20 protein-coding genes and 1 tRNA gene are annotated in these 20,241 nt (G+C 62.8%); 9 read left to right on the top strand and 12 right to left on the bottom strand.

Features of this window, described 5'->3' with window-relative positions:
* Positions 1-2: 2 nt before the first annotated feature.
* Entirely contained in the window at positions 3-464 is a 462-nt protein-coding gene (locus JOE60_RS04010; protein WP_167264290.1) for a GatB/YqeY domain-containing protein, read from the bottom strand.
* A 52-nt stretch (positions 465-516) separates the two neighbouring features.
* On the opposite strand from JOE60_RS04010, the gene JOE60_RS04005 reads away from it, so the two are divergent.
* Positions 517-1,044 carry a hypothetical protein gene (locus tag JOE60_RS04005; protein WP_167264288.1) on the top strand — a complete coding sequence of 176 codons (528 nt, stop codon included), beginning with the start codon at positions 517-519 and terminating at the stop codon, positions 1,042-1,044.
* 25 nt (positions 1,045-1,069) lie between these two features.
* Here JOE60_RS04005 and JOE60_RS04000 read toward each other — a convergent pair whose 3' ends face one another.
* Together JOE60_RS04000 and JOE60_RS03995 are read right to left on the bottom strand one after the other, a co-directional pair.
* Positions 1,070-2,353, bottom strand: coding sequence for an NAD(P)/FAD-dependent oxidoreductase (locus JOE60_RS04000; protein ID WP_167264286.1), 1,284 nt, complete (start codon positions 2,351-2,353; stop codon positions 1,070-1,072).
* Positions 2,354-2,450: 97 nt separating this feature from the next.
* Complete coding sequence (locus tag JOE60_RS03995) at positions 2,451-4,115, bottom strand: RecQ family ATP-dependent DNA helicase (RefSeq protein ID WP_167264284.1); 1,665 nt, start codon at positions 4,113-4,115, stop codon at positions 2,451-2,453.
* 225 nt (positions 4,116-4,340) lie between these two features.
* Here JOE60_RS03995 and JOE60_RS03990 point away from each other — a divergent pair, with 225 nt between their 5' ends.
* Entirely contained in the window at positions 4,341-5,234 is an 894-nt protein-coding gene (locus JOE60_RS03990) for a glucose 1-dehydrogenase (RefSeq protein WP_167264282.1), read from the top strand.
* A 63-nt stretch (positions 5,235-5,297) separates the two neighbouring features.
* Here JOE60_RS03990 and JOE60_RS03985 read toward each other — a convergent pair whose 3' ends face one another.
* Together JOE60_RS03985 and JOE60_RS03980 are read right to left on the bottom strand one after the other, a co-directional pair.
* Positions 5,298-5,759 (bottom strand): Clp protease N-terminal domain-containing protein, encoded by a 462-nt coding sequence (locus tag JOE60_RS03985; RefSeq protein WP_167264280.1) that lies wholly within the window; start codon positions 5,757-5,759, stop codon positions 5,298-5,300.
* Positions 5,760-5,767: 8 nt separating this feature from the next.
* Positions 5,768-5,971: a helix-turn-helix domain-containing protein gene (locus JOE60_RS03980; protein ID WP_167264278.1), complete on the bottom strand. Its 204-nt coding sequence runs from the start codon at positions 5,969-5,971 to the stop codon at positions 5,768-5,770.
* Positions 5,972-6,210: 239 nt separating this feature from the next.
* Between JOE60_RS03980 and JOE60_RS03975 the strand changes: the two genes are divergently transcribed.
* Both JOE60_RS03975 and JOE60_RS03970 read left to right on the top strand, forming a co-directional pair.
* Entirely contained in the window at positions 6,211-6,819 is a 609-nt protein-coding gene (locus JOE60_RS03975; protein ID WP_167264276.1) for a TasA family protein, read from the top strand.
* Positions 6,820-7,003: 184 nt separating this feature from the next.
* Positions 7,004-7,408 carry an Hpt domain-containing protein gene (locus tag JOE60_RS03970; RefSeq protein WP_167264274.1) on the top strand — a complete coding sequence of 135 codons (405 nt, stop codon included), beginning with the start codon at positions 7,004-7,006 and terminating at the stop codon, positions 7,406-7,408.
* A gap of 22 nt (positions 7,409-7,430) precedes the next feature.
* Here the strand turns inward: JOE60_RS03970 and JOE60_RS03965 are convergent, their stop codons facing one another.
* The 6 genes from JOE60_RS03965 to JOE60_RS03940 all read right to left on the bottom strand — a co-directional run bounded on the left by JOE60_RS03965 (position 7,431) and on the right by JOE60_RS03940 (position 12,655).
* Positions 7,431-8,183: an NUDIX hydrolase gene (locus tag JOE60_RS03965; protein WP_167264272.1), complete on the bottom strand. Its 753-nt coding sequence runs from the start codon at positions 8,181-8,183 to the stop codon at positions 7,431-7,433.
* Positions 8,180-9,289 carry an AAA family ATPase gene (locus JOE60_RS03960; protein ID WP_167264270.1) on the bottom strand — a complete coding sequence of 370 codons (1,110 nt, stop codon included), beginning with the start codon at positions 9,287-9,289 and terminating at the stop codon, positions 8,180-8,182. The genes JOE60_RS03965 and JOE60_RS03960 overlap by 4 nt, the downstream gene beginning before the upstream one ends.
* A 1-nt stretch (position 9,290) precedes the next feature.
* Entirely contained in the window at positions 9,291-9,953 is a 663-nt protein-coding gene (pnuC, locus tag JOE60_RS03955) for a nicotinamide riboside transporter PnuC (protein WP_167264268.1), read from the bottom strand.
* A 157-nt stretch (positions 9,954-10,110) separates the two neighbouring features.
* Entirely contained in the window at positions 10,111-11,304 is a 1,194-nt protein-coding gene (locus JOE60_RS03950; protein WP_167264266.1) for a Fic family protein, read from the bottom strand.
* A 226-nt stretch (positions 11,305-11,530) separates the two neighbouring features.
* Positions 11,531-11,607: transfer RNA gene (locus JOE60_RS03945), tRNA-Thr, on the bottom strand.
* Between the two features lie 169 nt (positions 11,608-11,776).
* Positions 11,777-12,655: a DsbA family protein gene (locus JOE60_RS03940; protein WP_167264264.1), complete on the bottom strand. Its 879-nt coding sequence runs from the start codon at positions 12,653-12,655 to the stop codon at positions 11,777-11,779.
* Between the two features lie 176 nt (positions 12,656-12,831).
* Between JOE60_RS03940 and JOE60_RS03935 the strand changes: the two genes are divergently transcribed.
* From JOE60_RS03935 to JOE60_RS03915, 5 genes are all read left to right on the top strand, one after another.
* Positions 12,832-14,325: an alpha,alpha-trehalose-phosphate synthase (UDP-forming) gene (locus tag JOE60_RS03935; RefSeq protein ID WP_167264262.1), complete on the top strand. Its 1,494-nt coding sequence runs from the start codon at positions 12,832-12,834 to the stop codon at positions 14,323-14,325.
* Complete coding sequence (gene otsB / locus JOE60_RS03930) at positions 14,315-15,112, top strand: trehalose-phosphatase (RefSeq protein ID WP_167264260.1); 798 nt, start codon at positions 14,315-14,317, stop codon at positions 15,110-15,112. The genes JOE60_RS03935 and otsB overlap by 11 nt, the downstream gene beginning before the upstream one ends.
* 207 nt (positions 15,113-15,319) lie before the next feature.
* A complete protein-coding gene (locus JOE60_RS03925; protein WP_167264258.1) occupies positions 15,320-16,402 on the top strand; it encodes an ABC transporter ATP-binding protein in 1,083 nt (360 codons plus the stop codon).
* 92 nt (positions 16,403-16,494) lie between these two features.
* On the top strand, positions 16,495-18,102 hold the full coding sequence (locus tag JOE60_RS03920; protein WP_167264256.1) for a beta-N-acetylhexosaminidase: 1,608 nt from the start codon (positions 16,495-16,497) through the stop codon (positions 18,100-18,102).
* Positions 18,099-19,514: a DUF4032 domain-containing protein gene (locus JOE60_RS03915; protein WP_167264255.1), complete on the top strand. Its 1,416-nt coding sequence runs from the start codon at positions 18,099-18,101 to the stop codon at positions 19,512-19,514. Before JOE60_RS03920 ends, JOE60_RS03915 begins: the two co-directional genes overlap by 4 nt.
* On the opposite strand, the gene JOE60_RS03910 is transcribed toward JOE60_RS03915, so the two are convergent.
* The gene (locus tag JOE60_RS03910; RefSeq protein WP_239528809.1) at positions 19,511-20,212 is read right to left on the bottom strand and encodes a GntR family transcriptional regulator; all 702 of its coding nucleotides are present in this window, start codon (positions 20,210-20,212) and stop codon (positions 19,511-19,513) included. The two genes, JOE60_RS03915 and JOE60_RS03910, sit on opposite strands and share 4 nt — an antisense overlap.
* Between the last annotated feature and the right edge of the window lie 29 nt (positions 20,213-20,241).

Genomic DNA, 20,241 nt, shown 5'->3' with positions numbered 1-20,241 from the left:
GCTCAGGCGAGGCGGCCCCGGACGATCTCGCTGACAGTTTTTCCGTCGAACCGCCCTGCGACCTTGGCGGTGACCGGCTTCATGACAACCCCGATTGACCTCATGGAGAGCTCCTGCCCTTCAGCTTTCAACCCAACGATGATGTCATCCACCATCGCTTCAACTTCCTCGCGGGTAAGGGCCTTGGGCAGATAAGCCTCAATGATCACGGCTTCCGCAACCTCCGCTGCCGCACGATCGTCCTCACCGGCTTCCGTGTAGATGCGGGCGGTGTCGCGACGCTTGGCAGCTTCTTTCTGCAGCAGTGACGTCACCTGCGCGTCGTCAAGTTCAACCGGAGTCTTTCCGGACTTCTCCCGCGTGGTGATCTCACCCAGCACGTTCCGCACGGTGGTCAAGGCCACCTTGTCGCCCGCCTTCATATGATCCACAACGTCGGCTTTCAAGCGTTCTTTGAGTGACATGCTGCTCCTTGTTCGAGAATTCTGTTCCCATCTTCGCAGTTAGGGTTGGCATGTGACAGCAGACAACCGCAGCACACCTTTGCACTCAGGCTCCCGTGGGCGACGCCGGCTCAAGCTGCTTTTGTGGCGGACAGCAGCTCTGCTGTTTCTCATTGGGGCCATCGCAGGCTCGGCGGCGCTGGTGACGACGCAGGCCCAGGTCGCCCTGTTCAGTGAGATTGTTCCAGCAACCGTCATCGCCCAGGATGCCTCCCGACATAGGGGCGAGCACTGCGTGGTGCAATTGGACTATGTCGTTGGCGGACAGGGTTACCGGGGGTCCTTTGATACGAATTCCACGTGCAGAGCAGTCCCCGGCCCGGGATCGGACGTCATGGTCAGTGTCTACTCGCACGATCCCCGGCAGCACCTGAAGCTCGTGGGGCATGACGGGAGCAGCTGGACACCTTGGCCTGCCTTTGTTGCCGGTGCGTTGTTAATAGGGGTGGCTTGGGTAATTTTTGTCATCACCAGCGAGGCCTACAAGCAGCAAATAGACGCAGGACCCTTACCAACCAATCCAGGGGCGCGGCCTTGGTAGCTACAGGCGTCCTGCAGCCGATCTTCTAGGGAGCCTCGCTGGGTGGCACTGGCCGGGGCGGATCCTTCTCCACTGGCCCACTGACCACCACTTGCGCCGGGCTGTGCAGAAGGTAACCGTTGAGCCAGGAAAAGAGCGCGCGGGCCTTTTGCTGAAGCCCGGACAACAGTGCCAAATGCACCACCAGCCAGGAAAGGAACGCGAACGGCCCCTGCAACTGGATACGTTTGCGGCCCAGTTCGGCAACTGCCGCTCCGCGCCCCACCATCGCCATATATCCCTTGTCCATGTATTTGAAGGGCGTGCGGGTTCCGCCGTTCAAATCAGCCAAGATATTGGTGGCCGCCCACTTGCCGGCCTGCTGCGCCACGGATCCCAGCTGCGGCAGCTTGGCCCCGGTGGCGTCGGTGATGTTGGCGGCATCGCCCAGGACGTACACGCCATCCACTCCGGGGGCAGTCAGATCGGTTTCGACGTCCACACGCCCACCCCGGCCTTGCGGCAGTCCAGAGCCAGCAATGAGGTCCCCCGCCTTCAGGCCGCCGGCCCAGACCACAATCCTGGCGGGCACTACGCTGCCGTTGGCCAGCGTGACCCCGTCCTCCCTTACCTCGGTTACTCCTACGCCCATGTGCAGCTGCACGCCGATTTTTTCCAGATGATCGGTTGCATAGCTTTGGGACTTGGCCGAGAACATGCTGAGGACACTGGGAAGCATGTCCACAAGGTGCACCCGGCACCGCGCAGCAAGCTCCGGAGAAAAGTACTTTTCCACCACGTATTTCACGTTCTCCGCCATGGCACCCGCTGTCTCCACCCCGGTTGGCCCGCCGCCCACCACAACAACGTCCACCGACCCGCCGGGCGTCTTGTCTGCCTGGTCAAGCAAGCGGGTGATACCCGTGCCAAGCCGCGTGGCATCGGTCACGGAGTACAGCGGGAAAGCGAACTCTTCCGCACCGGGAGTATTGAAGAAATTGGGGACGGCACCCACCGCAATCACCAGAATGCCCGCACGGATGGTGCGGCCGTCGGCCGTGGTCACCGAGCGTGCGGCGGCATCAACGGACTCCACCTTTGCCGTGACCACCCGGACAGATTTGTAGCGGCGGAACACCGATCGCAGAGGCCGCGCAATAGCGGAGACGCCGATTTGGGATGTCGCAACCTGATACAGGAGCGGCTGGAATTGATGATAGTTGTTCGAGTCGATGAGCAGGACGCGGACCCCCTTGCGGCCAAGCTCCTTGGCTGACGCAACGCCCGCAAAACCGCCACCAACAACTATGACCTGGTATGAGTCGTCCATGCGAGCAACATACTTCACTGATGGTCTGCGCAACAGGGGTTCCCCAACCCAGCCGGGGACCCTTTCTGCACAGCCTCGTCGCGGGCCGGCCCGCCCGTCAGGCGGGCTTCAGCAATCCGTGCTCCACCACGGCTGCCCGGGACAGGGTTTTGTAGCCCTCCTGCTCGAAGAGGACGGTGATGACGTCGTCTTCATGCCGCATCACAAGCCCCTGTCCCCATTCCTTGTGGATCACCGTGGACTGCAGCGGGAACGGATCGTCGGACTGGGCCGCGCCGGCCGAGTGATCCGGCTGCCCGGGGCGCCTGTCCGGATCGGTGCAATCGTCACAATTTCCGCACGGCTCCGGCAGGTCCTCACCGAAGTAGGCCAGCAGGAACTGCCGCCGGCATCCGTCAGCCTCGGCGTATCCGCGCATCATGGTGAGCCGTGACTGGTCCATCCGCTGCCTCGCCTCGGCCAGTTCGACGGCGCGCTCCACCAAAGTGGGCAGCTTGGCTTTGGATTTCAGCCGGACACCGCGCTTCCCGATGGCCACCGCGTCCGCCTCCTCCAACTGGTTCACCAGGGACGTGATGCGACGTTCCGGCAACCCCGTCAATTCCACCAGGGCGCTCTTGGGAGCCGGAGCCTTGGCGTTCTTGATCAACGCCAGCAGAGACAACAGGGCCTTGGGGTCCGTCGAATGCGTTCCGAAGAACTTGCGCAGGCCGAGGTCCTCGGCACGGTAGTGCAGTATGGCTGCTGCCGGCCCGCCGTCGCGGCCCGCTCGCCCTATTTCCTGGTAGTAGGCATCCAGGGATTCGGGGATGTCGGCGTGAACCACGAACCGGACATTGGGCTTGTCGATGCCCATCCCAAAGGCCGTGGTGGCAACAACCACATCCAGGTGGTCATCCAGGAACTGCTGGTGGATGTTCTCGCGATCGACCGCGGATTTACCTGCGTGATAGGCCGCGGCCCGGAGCCCGGCAGCGTTGAGCTTGTCCGCGTACTTTTCCGTGTCCTTGCGGGTTGCCGCATACAAAAGGCCCATGCCTTGCTCTTTGACCAGGGCAGTGACGTGCCCAACCACCGCTTTGCGTTTGCCTTTGTCCTCCTGGTGGCGGACAACCTCAAGGCTGATGTTGGGACGGTCGAAACCCCGCACCAAAACCACAGGGTCCGTCATGCCCAGCCGCTCCACGATCTCGTCCCGCACGGGAGGCGATGCGGTGGCAGTCAGCGCCACCACCGGCGGATTGCCGAGTCGTTTGCGGACGTTCCCCAGGTCCAGGTAGTCGGGCCGGAAGTCATGGCCCCACGAGGAAACGCAGTGTGCCTCGTCCACCACCAGCATGGTGATGTCCATGGCTGAAATCCGTTCCACTGTGTCCGGCTTGGCCAACTGCTCCGGCGCCAGAAACAGGAAGGAAGCCGTCCCTGACACCACAGCCTCCCAGGCCTCGTCCACTTCCGCGTCGCTGTGCGAAGAGTTGATGGCCACCGCGGACCCGGCTCCAAGGTCCTCGGCCAAGCCGTCCAGCTGATCCTCTTGAAGGGCGATCAGCGGCGATACCACGACGGCGGGACGTCCGGTTTTGTTGTGAAGGTACTGGGCCGCCACCTGGTAGGTGGCTGACTTGCCGTATCCGGTGGGCATGACAGCCAACACATCGCGGCCTTCGGCTAATGTCTTCATACCCGCGAGCTGGCCATCACGCAGGTGTGGGAGGGAAAAAGAGGCAGCCGCCAGGGCTGCGAGATCACGGCTCAGTGACATTGTGGATTGGCTCCGCACGGTGGTTCCTACGGCCACTTGCTTCAGCCGAGATACCCACCCTAACGCGGCAGGGCGCCAGTCGCCGCACGCGCTCGGGCGCATGTGGATAACCTCATCGCCTGCTCGCTGCCGACTTGGCAGTCGAGCAATTTCGTGCCTAAGGTGGAATTCATAAGCTTACTTAGCTTCTTCGTGTTCCACACCTAAACCGCCAGGAGGACCACCATGACGGACCAGTACACCTTCCGAAACCCGGTCACCGCGTACCAGCAGATCTCACCGCCCAAGCAGCACCAGCCGGAGCCGGGATTGGATGCAGACCTCACACCCAAGGCGGACCTTGGCGAGGAAAGCTACCGTGGCACTGGACGCCTGGAAGGGCGCAAAGCGATCATCACCGGCGCGGACTCCGGCATCGGCGCAGCCACGGCCATTGCCTTCGCCCGCGAGGGGGCCGACGTCGTCCTTTCCTATCTGCCGGAAGAAGAAGAGGATGCATCGCGCATCGCCGGGTTCATCGAAGCCGCTGGCCGCAAGGCCATCAAGGTTCCGGGTGACCTGAAGGACTCGGACACCTGCCGGAAGGTGGTGGAAACCGCCGTCTCAGAACTGGGCGGAGTGGACATCCTGGTCAACAACGCCGGCAAGCAGGTGGCGCAGAAGGACTTGGCGGACATCACCGACGAGCAATTCGACCACACGCAGAAGACCAACGTGTATGCGATGTTCTGGTTGACCAAGGCAGCACTCCCGCACCTGCAGCCGGGATCAACAATCATCAACACCACATCCATTCAGGCCTACAGCCCGTCGCCCACCTTGGTGGATTACGCCACCACCAAGGCCAGCATCAACAACTTCACCAAAGGCCTTGCCCAGCAGCTGGCACCCAAGGGAATCCGCGTCAATGCAGTGGCACCGGGCCCCATCTGGACTCCCCTCCAGGTAAGCAGCGGCCAGCCCAAGGAGGAACTGCCGGAGTTCGGGCAGTCCACTCCCCTTGGCCGGGCCGGCCAACCGGCCGAGCTGGCACCGGCCTACGTCTTCCTGGCGTCCGCGGAGTCCAGCTATGTGGTGGGCGAAACGCTCAACGTCAACGGCGGCAGCCCCACTCCGTAGGGTCTGCTCGACGCGACGCACGACGGCGGCACTCCCCTCGCGCGGGGAGTGCCGCCGTCGCGTTTATCCAGCGGAGAGCAGGCGGTCCCGAACCGCTGTCCGGTCAACGTTCAGTTCTTTGAGAAGCGCGGACGCCGGATCCTGCTCTTCGCGCTCCATCAGGGATACCAAGAGGTTGCCGGTGGTGATCTTGCGGGATTTTTCCTTCGCCGCATAGCCAACCATTGCGGCCATCACGTCCCGGGCACCGGAGCTGAACGGTGGCTTCCTGCCACGGACCGGCATTTTGGCGACGGGAAGCCCGCCAACTTCCAGGCCGATAGCCTTCAGCGCCGCGGAATCCAGGCGTCGTGCGGCCTCGCGGGCCTGGTCAAGGCTGACACCCAGCACTTTGGCAGCCCCTGCCTCGTGCAAAGCTCCCAGCAGCAGGTGTTCGGTTCCCAAGCGCTTGTCTCCCCGGCTGCGGGCTTCCTCCATGGAGTACCCCACGATCCTGCGCGTGTCCTGGGCAAATTTCTCGAACATGGCTTACCTCATTCTTTGTATTTTGCGTGCACCGATTGCCGCGAGACACCCAGGGCGTCCCCGATCTGCTCCCATGTCCAGCCCGCGTCACGTGCCGTCATCACATGGACGGCCTCCACCTGCTCGGCCAACCGATGCAAGGCACCCACCGCCCGGAGGCCGATCGCCGGGTCCAATGATTGAATCTGCGTGGAGAGTCCCTGAGCATCCATACGTGTCAGGCTAGCCTGACACAGTGCTGGCTGTCAACGTAGACTGACACGCTTTTGATGCCGCCCTGTTGGGTTGCGGGAGTCTTGAGGTTTTCCTGAGTCAGTGTTGTGGGTTTGTGGTGGTGGTTCTTGATCCGGTCCCGGGAAAGTAGTTCTTGCCAGCCACACAGGCCGGCACCCAAGGGCACAAAGAACAGGCCGGCCGGAAGCGGTGGCCAACTGAAAGGACACTGATCCCCATGGCCATCAGCCTCAAAACCACCTCCGGCAAAATCCTCGCCTCCGTCGCACTGGTCGGCACCGCAGCCGCCGTCGCCGGCATGGGAACCTACGGCGCGTTCACCTCCTCCACCTCCGCCTCCCAGGCCGTCACCGCAGGAACGGTCACCATCGCCCTGGGCGCCCCCGGAGCCGCGAACACCCTGAACGTTCCCGTCACCAACATCCTGCCCGGCGACAAAGTAGAAAAACTCGTCACCCTGGCCAACACCGGCAACTCAGACCTGAACAACATCACCCTCACCACCAACGCCGGAACCACCGCAACCCTGCTCACCACCGACGCCACCAACGGCCTGCAACTGACCATCGAAAACTGCTCTGTGGCCTGGACCGGAACCGCAGCCCCCTACACCTGCGCCGGCACCAAAACCACCGTCCTGGCCAACGGCCCCGTCATCGCAGCGAACAAAACCCTGAACAACCTCACCTCCCTGACCAACACCAAAACCGACAACCTCAAAGTCACCACCACCCTGCCCACCACAGCAGACAACACCTTCCAAGGCGCCACCTCCACCATCGCCTTCGCCTTCACCGGCACCCAACGCACCGAAACCACCAAGTAACCACCACCCCACTGCCGGCAACCGGCAGAACCCGGACCCCGCCGTCGAGGTCCACCCATCAGGCCCCGGGGGCCGGCCGGCATGCCCTTCCGGCCGGTCCCCGGTCCATTTCCCATGAATCCTCGAAAGGACCGCCACGCATGAACTCATCAAGCATCCGCGGCCTGCCCGAAAGGGCCGGGTCATGACGCCCCGCAACAACCGGGAGGGATTCGATATGGAACGGTTGAGGAACCTCGCCGAGGACCTTGGCGATCCCGCGCCGGCCCTGCGCTTCCTCAACAAGTACCTGTCCATGCTGCCCAACCGGGTGGGCCGGATAGTCGAGGCTGTTGAGCACGGCGACCCGATAGAAACCACGACGGCGGTACTGAGTCTGCGGATCACTTCGGCCATGGTGGGTGCGGTTGAGACCGAACACCAGTGCAGGGCGATCGAGTCCATGATTCGCGACGATCACTTCGCCGAGGCGGCGAGCGCACTTCCGGCTCTACAGCAGACGGCCAACCGCTGCGTGGCTTCCCGATCCGATGTGATTAGTGCGGCGCGCACCTCGATGACGCGTCGGGGCGGGTTCTTCCGGTCCTGACGCCAGGGCTGATGCCCTTCGCTTAGTTGCTCATCCGAGGATTCGTCAGTGGCGGGTGGATGTGCCGCCCGGTGGAAGTGAACAGCGCCGCAGGAGCACCTCCGGCAGCCGCCCGAGCCTTATGGCCCGTGGGATTAAGGTGCGGCATCATTTTGCGCGTGAAGTTTCCAGCAGGCAGCGTGGTGTCCCAGACGGCGTCGTAGACACTTCGGAGTTGCGTCAATGTGAACTCGTGGGGCAGCAGGCGGGCGGCCACGGTGGTGTACTCCATCTTCCCGGAGAGTCGCGCGAGCCCGTCCTGCAGGATGACCTCATGGTCAAAGGCCAGGTCCCCGCCGGCAATGACGTCATGGACCGGCTGCCACGTGGCCGCAGCAGCATCGGACCCCGCGGAAATCCGCGGCAGGACGGTTCCGCCAGTTGCCAGGAGCGCCAGATGGGCCACTGACACAACGCGCATTCTGGGATCCCGACCTGGACTGGTATAGGTGGCCAGCTGCTCAACGTGGACGGGCAGCGTGCCCAGATCCAGCCCTGTCTCCTCTGCCAGTTCCCTCCTCGCCGCTTCTTCTGCGGACTCCTCAGGTCCAACGAAACCGCCCGGCAGCGCCAAGGAACCTTTGAAAGGGTGCTCCCCCCGTCGCACCAGCGCAACATTCAACAACCCGGCCGAAACGGCGAAGACCACCAAGTCCGATGTCAGGGCAACTGATGGGTACTTTCCTGGGTCATAAGCCTCCAGGAATTCCTTGGAGGTCTGCGGCTTCGCCTTCATGCCGGCGCTCCTTCCAGTGCCGTCCGGGTTGCCCACGGCGGGGAGGTGAAGCCGTTGCGCTGGGACAGGATGAGATCGATGGTTTCGACGGCGGTCTTCATCCGCCGCTGGTGGTCACCACTGACAAGTATCCAGGAGTGCCCTTCGGCCGTCAGGCTTTCCTTGAACCATTCAGTCATTTCAGCTCGACGGTGTTCACCTTCCCGCCATCCATCGTCCTCGAATGGCACGCCCTCATGGTCCGTGATGAGGTAGAGATCCCTTCGTGGCAGAACATCGGCCGCGTGATAGGAGCCGAAGCTTCCCTCCCCGAGGTAATACCGCTCCCAGAGAGTGGTTGCCAAGGCGTCGGTGTCTGCAATGACCAAGGGGCAAGCATCTGCCGCAGCGTTTTCCATGGCGTTCTGCTGGCCCGCAATGAGACTGAAGTCCTCCGCCGTCCACACCATGTCCGCCAGTGCTGCCTCAGGCTGGTCGGAGAGCAACCGGGCAAACTTGTCATAGGTGTACTGGCGGCCGTATTCGGGGACATCTGCCAGGTGCGGAAAACGGTATACATAGTGCTCCGCGAGAGCCCGGGTCAACGTGGTGGTTCCCGTGGACTCGGCCCCAACAACAATGATGCGGGTCGCCAGGTCCTGGCGTGCGGGCGGGATGATGCTCGCCCAGGTGGCGCCGAGGTCGTCCCGGCACAGGGTGCCACTGATGGGGTGTACGCGCCGGGATGGATCCACCAGGATGTGCTCCGCGCCAAACATCGTGGCAAGCTGTTCGCCGTATCGCTCAGAGGTGAACACGGCGTCCACCGTGCTCACGCCGTTGGACTTGAGTGCCAGCCTCATGAGCTCGGCTTGGGCCAGCCAAATCTCGGCTGAAAGATAGTCCTCGGGGCAATCGTTGGGCATCCCGATGATGTGCACTCCGTCGGCGTCGGCGAATTGCTCCGACAGCCACGCGACCCGGTCCGCAATGGAGATGGATTCGAACCGGCTCCCCAACACCAGGACTGCAACTTCCTTGGACTGCGCGGCCGCAGTGGCGATCAGGTGGGCGTGCCCGGTGTGCGGCGGGTAGAACTTTCCAATAACCATCGCTTGCTGGAACACGTCAGACTCCTGTGGTGATGTTGTCGGTGGCGGCAGCTGCCTTGGCTCCCCGGACCTTCTTCCAGTCAATGAGTCCGTACACGCAGAGGGCCAGGAAACCCAGGTAAAGAAGCCCGGTCAGAGCCAGTCCGCGGCTGAAGTAGAGCGGGACGGATACCACGTCGATCAAGATCCACACGTACCAGTGCTGGAAGATCTTCTTGGCCTGCCAGTAGGTGGCTACCAAAGAGGCCGTCAAAACGAAAGCATCGGGCCATGGGACTTGGGAGTCAGTTCCGTGGGTCAACACTTGGGCCACCACAACCGTGCCCACCACAGCGACGCCCGCAGCCAAGAGCAGTTCCTTCCTTCCGGCGTCGCGGATTGGAAGGTCGTTCGACTCCGAAGTGGCTGAGCTGCCGCGCACCCAGTTGTACCAGCCATAGGCGGAGACCACAGCGAAGATCAACTGGAGGACTGTTTCACCGTAGAGCCCGGCGCCGAAAAACAGAATGATGAAGGCCAGGTTGTTGAGGATGCCTACCGGCCAGTTCCACAATTTCTGGCGGGCCACTCCGTAGACGCAGGCCGCGCCGGTCACGAACCCAATGATCTCGATCCAGCTGACAGGGCTGCCGAGAAGATCGGGGATTGCCGGGGAGTTCATCCAATCGATGAGAGTCATCACTTGTCCGTTCGTAATTATCAATCTGATAATTAAGAGGGTAGCAGACTTATTATGAGTCTGACAATAACCGTTGCATGCATCCGGCGGACCAACTTGTCTCGTCCACGGCCCCATGTGAGCGGGATGGCGCCTCTGGCTCCCCGGGCCGGAGCTTTCAGGCGGCTGCGCCCCATTTCGCCAGCCGGGCGTTGAGCCGGTCCACTTCGTCGAGGACCTCCTCTGCTGCCCACGCCTTGCTGCGTTTGCTCTGGGTGATTGGCGTGATGACACCAGCCGTCGTCAGCCTCTCCAGTGCGCCGTACACTGATGTCTCGGCTACTCCGGCGATATGCGCCGCATGATTCGCTTCGAACACGGGCCGCTCCAGAAGCCAAGGGATGATCTTCTCCTCGGCGGAGCCCTTGCGGGGCTTGGACATCTCCAGCCACATCGCCGGCAGGGCGTCCAGAGCGGCCACACTTTCCCTCGCGGCGTCTGCGGCGCGCAGGGCCGAGTTGGCCAGGTAAAGAACGAACGGGTCGACGTCACCGGTCCGGTAGTTGTTGACGAGGGTAAAGTATCGGTGCACATCGGCGACCATCGCCGAGGCGATGGGAGTCACCGTGTTCTTCGTCAGGCCACGCCGACGGGAGATGGCACCAATGAGCGCCCGCCCGATGCGGCCGTTGCCGTCCGTGAAGGGGTGGATGGATTCGAACTGCGCGTGGGCAATCGCGGCCTGCGCCATGATCGGCACGTCGTCCCGATTGCAAAACGCCATCAGGTCCTCCATCAGCTCTGACACCATTTCCGGCGAAGGGGGAACGTGGACGGCTCCGCGCGGTGAGTAATCGCTGCCGCCGATCCAGTTCTGGACGTCCCGGATCTTCCCTGCGTGCTTCCAGTCCACGGGGTCGTCCTTCATGAGGGTGTGGTGGGCCTGAAGGAGAGACTCCAGGCGCACCATGCCACTCTTTCCGGCGTCGTCGATCATGAACTGGACGGCGTCGGCGGCGGCGACCATCGACCTGGCGTTCTCACTGGCCTTCAAACCGATCATGGCCTTCGCGTAGTCATTGCGGTTGGCGTCTACATGTTCGATCTTCGAGGATGACACAGCCTCACTGCGCAGGAGGAACCCGCTGATGGCGGCCATGCGAGTGCCGGCCGTGACATCCAAGGAGGCGACTGAAACCGCAGCTTTTTCCAGTGCGACGATGGTTTCCCGGCTCGGGCTGTACCAAAGGTCCCCGATCATGGGTGGCACGGAAACCTCGACTTCGGTGAACTCACGGTCTTCACGTGGGGCCCTCCCTGAAGTCGTCCAAGGAATGGTTTTGGAGCCGTGCGGCGGCCAGACATCAGTCATGGGATCCTCAAAAAGTCTGAATAAGGGTGGTGCTATTTAGATTTTAGCCATTAAATCAAAATAGCTCGACGGTTATTGCTCATTTGAGAAGCTGGTGACGGAAACTCCAAGTGGGGGATTGTGACGACGGCCGGCCCCTGCCTTGGGGACGTTATGGAGCAACAGGCAACATTCAGACACAAAAAACCCCTCCACTCCCGGAAAGCAACCGGAAGGGAGGGGTTCGTGGAGCCCCCTGTCGGATTCGAACCGACGACCCCCGCTTTACAAGAGCGGTGCTCTGGCCAACTGAGCTAAGGAGGCAAAACGACTGGTGTCTCAGCCGTTCTGCGCCGTCAAAAACAGCGCTCCACAAGGTTAGCCCAGACCATCCCCCACAATGAAATTCCGGCCCTCAATGCCCGGGGTTAAACCAAACGGCCGGCCACCTTGACATCAAGGTGACCGGCCGTCGTCGTACTTTTGGTTCGCGTTAGCCTTTGGCCGTAATGGCAGTCTGGATCTCGGCGTTCAGGTCCGTAGAGCCGTCCCACTGCTTGCCGTCGATGAAGACGGTGGGGGTACCGGTGACGCCGATCGCGGCGGCTTCCTGCGTGGCGACCTTCACCCACGGGCGGTACTGCTTGCTGTCGACGCAGGAGTCGATGTTGGCCGCTCCCACCTCAGTGGCCATGGCCTTGAGGTCCTTGTCCGAGATACCCGCGCTGCCCTCGGCGGGCTGGCGCTCGAAGAGGAGGTTGAAGAAGTCCGCGTACTTTTCCGGGGAGGTGTTCACAACGCAGGCAGCGGCGTTGGCTGCGCGCGAGGAGTAGTTGGTGGTGGACTGCTGGTCCAGGAACCCAAGCGGGCGGTACTCGAGGGAGATTTTGCCCTCGTTGCGCAGGCTGGTCAGGGACTCGCCGTAGGTGGTCTCGAAACGCTTGCAGACCGGGCAAATGAAGTCGATGTAGGCAATGACCTTGACGGGCTTGCCGGCCTCGGCCTCGCCACCGGGAACGGTGACTGTTGCGGGCTTGGTGGCCTGCGGTGCCGGAACATCGGCCACGTTGACGGTAGCGGGATCGGACTTTACAACCTCCGAGTTGGCCAGCAGGGTCACGCCGCCGTGAACGTTGCCGTTGGCGGGAGTGGGTCCGTTGTCTGCAATCGGCGCGTTGTTCTGGACGTTGCCCACAACCACGAACGCCACAACAGCGATGATGACGACGACGGCAACCACAATGCCCCAGCCAACAAGAAGCTTGTTCCGCTTCTCCTTCTTCAACTGCTCTTCGCGGATTGCGCGCGCCTTTTCCCGTGCCTGGGCGGTGCGTTCAGCCTTTGACAGGCGGGGTTCGTTTGCGGGGCTCATCAGTTCCTCGGGTTACTCGACATCTCAGGGTTTGGCTTGGGGCAACGGGGACAGTTTACGGGAGCGATCTTGGAGTTTTACCGCAACTTCCTGGCCCGGTTGTTGAACGATCAAGTGGCTGTGAAGATTCCGCTAGTAGGCTGGGAGGTGAATCACAGCAACCTTAGGGAGCATTGATGCAGGATTTGGCAAGCGAAAAAGTCGAGGCCGAACAAGGCACCCGGGCTTCTCCCACGAAGAAGCCCACGGCAACCAAGTTCGACTTCATGGTGGTTTCCAACAGGTTGCCCGTTGATCGCATCAGCGATGACAACAAGGAAAGCGGCTGGCGCCGCTCACCCGGTGGCCTGGTCACGGCCCTGGCACCCATGATGACCAAGAGCGACGGCGCGTGGGTGGGTTGGCATGGCGCCCCCGACGAAACCGTGCGTCCGTTCAGCCACGAGGGCATGGACCTGCTTCCGGTCCAGCTCAGCAGCGACGACGTTGAACTGTTTTACGAGGGCTTCTCCAATGCGACCATTTGGCCGCTTTACCACGACGTCATCGCGCCACCCGAGTTCCACAGGACCTGGTGGGATTCCTACCGCAAGGTCAACCGGAAGTTTGCCGACGCCGTCACCCGCCACGCTTCCGAGGGCGCAACGGTGTGGGTCCAGGACTACCAGCTCCAGCTTGTTCCGAGGCTTCTGCGCGAATCCCGCCCGGACCTGAAGATCGGCTTCTTCAACCACATCCCGTTCCCTCCGCCGGAGATCTTTGCGCAGCTCCCGTGGCGTCGCGAAATCATTGACGGCCTGCTCGGCGCGGACCTGTTGGGCTTCCAGCGCCCCAGCGATGCCGGCAACTTCATGAGATCGGCCCGCAGGTTCCTGGGCGCGAGCGTCAAGCAGCAGCAAGTCCACGTCAAGGGCGCCAACGGCCAGGTCACCCACATCGCGCGGGCCCAGGCCTTCCCGATTTCCATCGATGTCGCCCAGATCCGCGAGCTCGCAGACCGTCCGGATATCATTGAGCGTGCCCGGCAGATCCGCAAGGACCTGGGCAACCCCAAAACCATCCTCCTGGGCGTGGACCGCTTGGATTACACCAAGGGCATCCGGCACCGCCTCAAGGCTTTCGAGGAACTCCTGGCGGACGGCCACATCAAAGTGGAGGACGCCACGCTCATCCAGGTGGCGAGTCCCAGCCGCGAACGGGTGGAGCAGTACCGGCTGCTGCGTGAGGAAATCGAAGGTACCGTGGGCCACATCAACGGCACCTACGACACCATCCAGAACACGGCGGTGCGCTACTTGCACCACAGCTACCCGGTGGAGGAAATGGTCGCGCTGTACCTCGCGGCGGACGTCATGCTGGTCACCGCGCTGCGCGATGGCATGAACCTTGTGGCCAAGGAATACGTGACCGCACGCCAGAACGACGACGGCGCGTTGGTCCTCAGCGAGTTCGCCGGCGCTGCCGATCAGCTCAAGCAGGCGTTCCTGATCAATCCCCACGACATCGATGGCCTCAAGTCGACAGTCCTCAAGGCCATCACCCTGGATCCCAAGGAAGCGCGCCGTCGCATGAAGCTGATGCGCAAGCAGATCCTGGACCACGATGTTGACCATTGGTCGGCGGCGTTCCTGGCGGCACTGGAAGAAAAGGTGGTGCGTGATGACAGCTGAGAAACTATCCCTGAAGCCTGAACTCCTGGAGGCGATTGTCCGCATCGCGGGAACCGAACATCTCCTGGTGGCGCTGGATTTCGATGGCACACTCTCCCCCTTGGTGGATCGCGCAGAAGATGCCCGCCCCCTGCCGCGGTCCGCTGCGGCATTGGAGGCGCTGGCCGCGCTTCCACGCACGACGACGGCACTCATCTCCGGGCGCGCGCTGGACAGCCTGCGGCTGGCAGCCTCCCCACCGACAGGGACACTGCTGGTTGGCAGCCATGGGGCGGAGGTCTGGTTGGGGGAAGGTTCCCAAGGACTGGAGCTTGACGACCAGCAGCGGTCCACCCTGGCTTCGGTCCGGGAAATCCTGGCGGAAATCGTGGCGATCGCTCCCGGGACGCTGCTGGAGGACAAGCCTGCCGGCGTGGTCCTCCACACAAGGATGGCTGACGACGACGTTGCCGAGGACGCTGTGGAAGCGGCAACGCGCACGCTCAAGAACCATCCCGGCGTGTACCTGAAGACGGGCAAGCGCGTTCTGGAAACCTCCGTTGTGCACGCGTCGAAGGGAGAAGCCGTGGAGTTCCTCCGCCAAGCCATCGGGGCCACGGCAATCCTGTTCGCCGGGGATGACGTGACGGACGAGGACGCCCTGGGCAGGCTCCTGGGCGACGACGTTGGCGTGAAGGTTGGCCTGGACTTCACCCAGGCGGAGCACCGCGTTGAGGCGCCCGTCCACATGGCCGAATTGTTGGAAACGTTGGTGCGGGAACGGCGCAAAGCGACCTCAGCCGGTTAGCAGCGTGATGCATCACACCTGTGACGTTTGTAACATTTAGGTGGTTTGGCTATAAATCTGACATACTCTTGAATGTGATGTGACGCACAGTACCGTGCGGTGTCACACGATCCTCCCCGGCCCCAGGCCGGGGAGTTCAACTGAAGAAAATGAACCATTCACTACGGATCGTCCGGCACGTACCTGCCGGTGAAGGGATTGATAACTGTGGCTACAGTTACTTTTGATAACGCTACGCGTCTGTACCCGGGCACAGATAAGCCCGCCGTCGATAAGCTCAACATCGACATCGCCGATGGCGAATTCCTGGTCCTCGTTGGACCCTCCGGTTGCGGTAAGTCCACCTCCCTGCGCATGCTCGCAGGCCTTGAGGACGTCAACGCCGGCCGCATCCTGATTGGCGACCGCGACGTCACCGACGTTCCGCCGAAGGACCGCGACATCGCAATGGTCTTCCAGAACTACGCCCTGTACCCACACATGACCGTGGCTGACAACATGGGCTTCGCCCTGAAGATCGCCGGCATCTCCAAGGAAGAGCGCGCTGAGCGTGTCCGCGAAGCCGCCAAGCTCCTTGACCTTGAGCAGTACTTGGACCGCAAGCCGAAGGCACTCTCCGGTGGTCAGCGCCAGCGTGTTGCCATGGGCCGCGCAATCGTCCGTAACCCCCAGGTCTTCCTCATGGATGAGCCGCTTTCCAACCTTGATGCCAAGCTCCGCGTTCAGACCCGTACGCAGATCGCATCCCTGACGCGCCGCCTGGGCGTCACCACGGTTTACGTGACGCACGACCAAGTTGAGGCCATGACCATGGGTGACCGCGTGGCTGTGCTGAAGGACGGACTGCTGCAGCAGGTTGACACCCCGCGCAACCTGTACGACCGCCCGCAGAACGTCTTCGTAGCCGGCTTCATCGGCTCCCCGGCCATGAACCTTCTGGAACTGCCCGTTGTTGACGGCGGCGTTCAGTTCGGCGGAACGGTTTACCCCGTGCCGCGCGATGTCCTCCAGGAAGCACACGGCCAGACGGTTACCGTTGGCTCGCGTCCGGAAGACCTCGAGACGGTTGGCAACGGCGAAGGCCTCCAGGTTGAGGTCGACGTTGTTGAAGAACTCGGCGCCGACGCTTACGTCTACGGCCACACCATCCTTGATGGCAAGAGCCACGACATCGTTGCCCGCGTAGACGGCCGCCGTCCCCCGATGAAGGGCGAGTCCATCTTCGTCCGTCCGCAGTCCGGCCACGTGCACCTGTTCGACACCAAGACCGGTCTCCGCCTGGGCGACTAATACCCACCTGCACCACTTCCGCATTGTGACAGCGGCCCGACCCTTCCCGGTCGGGCCGCTCCCGCGTTAACCAACTCCCGCGAAAGAGCAGCATGCACACGACGGATACTTTGATCCCGCGGCCCTCCCACGTTGAACTTGCGGACGGTCCGGGTTTTACGCTCTCCCCCACAGCCCGCATCGCCGCGCCGGCGGAGGCCGCGCAGGTGGCAGAACAACTGGCTGAATTTCTGCGCCGGGGCACGGGCTTCGGACTCCCCGTCACCGGGGACGCCACGCCGGGGGACATCACCCTCGCCCTGGAGGACGCGTCCGACGGCGGCCCTGAAGCGTACGCGCTCAGCGTCACCCGGGAGGGCGTCCGCCTCACAGCCTCCACACCCGCTGGACTCTTCAACGGGATGCAGACGCTGCGGCAACTCTTCCCCGCGGCCATCGAGTCCGGGAGCCGGGGCCACGGTGCAGACTCCGGCGCGGACGACGCGTGGGTGATTCCCGCCGTCCAGATCGCGGACGCACCGCGGTTCGCCTACCGCGGGCTGATGCTGGATGTTGCGCGCAGCTTCTTCACCGTGGCTGAGGTGAAGCAACAGATCGACGTCATGGTCCAGTTCAAACTCAATGCCCTGCACCTGCATCTCACGGACGATCAAGCGTGGCGCATCGAAATCCACGATCCCGGTGCTGAGCGCAACCCGTCCGGCCTGGACTACTCCCAGCTGACCGCGCTGGGCGGTACCGGCGCCGTGGAAGTGCCAACAGCACTCCCTCCCCGCGGCAACCAGGGGTTCTACACGCAGCAGGATTTCAGGGACATCCAGGCCTATGCCGCGGACAGGAACGTGTTGGTGGTGCCGGAAATCGATCTCCCAGGACACGTCAACGCTGCCCTCGCCGCGATTCCGCAGCTGAACCCCGATGGCCTGGCCAAGCCCATGAGCACCACCGCCGAGGTTGGTTGGTCAACCCTCACCGCCGGCCTCCCCGCTACCTACGAGTTTGCCCGCGAAGTCCTCCACCAGCTTGCGGCCATGACTGATGGACCCTACCTCCACATCGGCGGGGATGAAGCCCACGTCACCGGCCACGACGACTACGTGGACATGGTTCAGCAATTCGTCCGGATTGCCGCCGCCACCGGCAAGGGCGTGGTGGGCTGGAACGAGTTCGCCGCCGTCGAGCTTCCGGAGGGCGCCGTGGTGCAGTACTGGCACGGAGAGTTCACCAACACCGTGAAGCAGGCGGAGGCCGGAGCCAGGGTCATCATGTCCCCGGCCGCCAATACCTACCTGGACCAGAAGTACTCGCCGGAGAGCCCTGTGGGATTGTCCTGGGTGGAGGGCGGGCCCTTCACCTGGTCCGAGTACTACAACTGGGACCCCGCCCAAGGCGGACTTCATGACAGCCGGATCCTCGGCGTCGAGGGCCCGCTGTGGTCCGAAACCGTCCGCAACAACCACCAGGCCCAATGGCTCCTCTTCCCGCGCGCCATCTCCTTGGCTGAAGTGGGCTGGTCCGGTCAGGAACTGCGGAACGGAGGTGACTTCCGACGTCGGCTGGGTGCGTTCGGCGAGCGCCTCACCAACCAGGGGGTCACCTTCCAGGAAGCGCCCGACGTCGACTGGTCCGCCCAGCCTGAATGGCCATTCCCCGGGCAAATGACCGCCTCCGACTCCAAGTACGGAACAATTGAGGCATGAGCGAGCAAAACGGAGCCCAGTGGCACGACGAACCCACCGACTACGGGCAGATCGGCAAGCTCCCCAGGACTGAGGCAGCCAGCGCGCAGGACACCGCACCCCCGGCCAGTGTGATCGGTTCGCTGAACATCACGGCCGCTGCAGCCGATCCTGAACTGCTGGACCTGCCGTGGCACATTGCACTGGAGGACTGGCCCACTGAAAACCTGGCGGCCCTACCCCGTGGTATTTCCCGGCACATTGTGCGCTTTGCCCACCTCGGCGGCTCGGTCATTGCCATCAAGGAAACCTCCGAGCACGTTGCCCGCCACGAGTACCACATGCTCCGGAAGCTGGCACGGTTGGACGTTCCCTGCGTGGAGCCGGTAGCCGTCATCACCGGCCGCACCACCGCGGACGGGCGTCCCTTGAATCCTGTGCTGGTTACCCGGCACCTGAAGTTCTCCATGCCGTACCGTGCGTTGTTCTCGCAGATGCTGCGCAAGGACACCCTGACCCGCTTGATCGACGCGCAGGCGCTGCTGCTGGTGCGCCTGCACCTTGTGGGGTTCTACTGGGGCGACGTTTCGCTGTCCAACACCCTGTTTCGCCGTGATGCCGGCGCGTTCGCCGCTTACCTGGTGGACGCGGAAACGGGCGAGCTCTACCCGGATCTCTCCATGGGCCAGCGTGAGTACGATCTTGAAATTGCCCGGGTGAACATCGCCGGTGAGCTCATGGACCTGCTGGACGGCGGGCTGATCGAGGAGAAGGTGGATCCTGTAGCCACCAGCGAGTTGATCATGGACAGCTACCGGCGGCTCTGGACTGAGCTGACGGAGAAGGAGTCCTTCGAACTCGGCGAACGCTGGCGGGTGGCTGCCCGTATCCGTCGCCTCAACGAGCTCGGTTTTGACGTTGAAGAGTACGCCATCAAGACCACGGCGGACGGCTCCACCATCCAGCTTCAGCCCAAGGTGGTGGACGCGGGCCACCACCAGCGGCGGCTGCTGCGCCTCACCGGGCTGGACGCCCAGGAGAACCAGGCCCGCCGCCTGCTCAACGACATGGACCAGTTCCGAGCGGATAACAATCCGGAGCTGGATGAGGAGATCAGCGCCCACATCTGGGTCAGCCAGATCTTCGAGCCCATTGTGCGCTCCATTCCGCGTCACTTGGCCGGAAAGCTGGAGCCGGCGGAAGTTGTCCACGAGGTCCTGGAGCACCGCTGGTACATGAGCCAGAAGCAGGACCGCTACGTTCCTTTGGCCGAGACCGTGCAGAGCTACCTGGATTCGGTTCTGCAGCATCGTCGTGACGAGGCCGCGATCATGCTGAATCCCGACACGGAGCTGTTGAAGATCCTTGAGGTCGAGGTCGAAGAATCCGGCCGTTATGACGACGAGGACGAGTACCCGGACTCGGACGACTAAGGTTCCAGTGTCTGGGCGAGGCCGGCCAGAACAGGTTCGCGGCCCAGCTCGATGTGCGAGTACGCCAGTGAGTAGGCCAGTTCCGGCTTACCCTTCAGGATAGCGTTGCAGAGTTCGGTATGTTCATCACGCTGCAGCTCGTTGCTGCGGTTGTGGGCCAGCCCGAATATCCAGCGCATCCGCCCGAACAGCGGTTTCACGGATTCAATGAGCAGCCTGTTCCCGGAGAGGCGCACGATTTCGGCGTGGAGCTCGGCGCTGATCAAGGCGACGTCCTCCGTCCGATCGTCGTCGATTGCTTCCTTGGAGGCAGCCATGAGTTCCTCGAGCCGTCCGCCGTCGCTGCCCTCGGCAACACGGGTGGCGGCCATGCGTGCCGCAAAGGTCTCCAGGCAAAGGCGCACGTCAAAAAGCTCGTTGACATCCGTGAGGGTCAGCTGCCGCACCACCGCGCCGCGGCGGGGGAAGGTGGCTACAAAACCGTCCTGCTCCAGGCGCTGGATTGCCTCGCGCACGGGAATGCGGGAGACGTTGTAGAGCTCCGAAAGCTCACGCTCCCGCAACCTCATCCCCTGCGCGTAGGTGCCCGTGACAATGCCTTCCAGCACCAGTTGGTAGACGTTCTCCGCGCGGGCCTCTTCATCGCGGCCATTCCCGTTCTCCGGCATCGCCTCAGCCACTGTCAAACTTCCCTTCATGCCAGTGTCCGCCCCATGTGCCGGACGGC

Source organism: Paenarthrobacter ilicis (assembly GCF_016907545.1).
GTDB classification, from domain to species: domain Bacteria; phylum Actinomycetota; class Actinomycetes; order Actinomycetales; family Micrococcaceae; genus Arthrobacter; species Arthrobacter ilicis.
Note: the sequence above shows the minus strand (reverse complement) of the source record. Positions and strands in the feature narration are given on the sequence as shown.

Bases quoted from the DNA above. Each gene is read 5' to 3' on its own strand.
- JOE60_RS04010 (WP_167264290.1), bottom strand. From the start codon at position 464: ATGTCACTCAAAGAACGCTTGAAAGCCGACGTTGTGGATCATATGAAG.
- JOE60_RS03940 (WP_167264264.1), bottom strand. From the start codon at position 12,655: ATGAGCCCCGCAAACGAACCCCGCCTGTCAAAGGCTGAACGCACCGCC.
- JOE60_RS03910 (WP_239528809.1), bottom strand. From the start codon at position 20,212: ATGAAGGGAAGTTTGACAGTGGCTGAGGCGATGCCGGAGAACGGGAAT.
- JOE60_RS03975 (WP_167264276.1), top strand. From the start codon at position 6,211: ATGGCCATCAGCCTCAAAACCACCTCCGGCAAAATCCTCGCCTCCGTC.
- otsB (WP_167264260.1), top strand. From the start codon at position 14,315: ATGACAGCTGAGAAACTATCCCTGAAGCCTGAACTCCTGGAGGCGATT.
- JOE60_RS03935 (WP_167264262.1), top strand. From the start codon at position 12,832: ATGCAGGATTTGGCAAGCGAAAAAGTCGAGGCCGAACAAGGCACCCGG.
- JOE60_RS03920 (WP_167264256.1), top strand. From the start codon at position 16,495: ATGCACACGACGGATACTTTGATCCCGCGGCCCTCCCACGTTGAACTT.
- pnuC (WP_167264268.1), bottom strand. From the start codon at position 9,953: ATGACTCTCATCGATTGGATGAACTCCCCGGCAATCCCCGATCTTCTC.
- JOE60_RS03965 (WP_167264272.1), bottom strand. From the start codon at position 8,183: ATGAAGGCGAAGCCGCAGACCTCCAAGGAATTCCTGGAGGCTTATGAC.
- JOE60_RS03990 (WP_167264282.1), top strand. From the start codon at position 4,341: ATGACGGACCAGTACACCTTCCGAAACCCGGTCACCGCGTACCAGCAG.
- JOE60_RS03985 (WP_167264280.1), bottom strand. From the start codon at position 5,759: ATGTTCGAGAAATTTGCCCAGGACACGCGCAGGATCGTGGGGTACTCC.
- JOE60_RS03995 (WP_167264284.1), bottom strand. From the start codon at position 4,115: ATGTCACTGAGCCGTGATCTCGCAGCCCTGGCGGCTGCCTCTTTTTCC.
- JOE60_RS03950 (WP_167264266.1), bottom strand. From the start codon at position 11,304: ATGACTGATGTCTGGCCGCCGCACGGCTCCAAAACCATTCCTTGGACG.
- JOE60_RS03970 (WP_167264274.1), top strand. From the start codon at position 7,004: ATGACGCCCCGCAACAACCGGGAGGGATTCGATATGGAACGGTTGAGG.
- JOE60_RS03980 (WP_167264278.1), bottom strand. From the start codon at position 5,971: ATGGATGCTCAGGGACTCTCCACGCAGATTCAATCATTGGACCCGGCG.
- JOE60_RS03915 (WP_167264255.1), top strand. From the start codon at position 18,099: ATGAGCGAGCAAAACGGAGCCCAGTGGCACGACGAACCCACCGACTAC.
- JOE60_RS04000 (WP_167264286.1), bottom strand. From the start codon at position 2,353: ATGGACGACTCATACCAGGTCATAGTTGTTGGTGGCGGTTTTGCGGGC.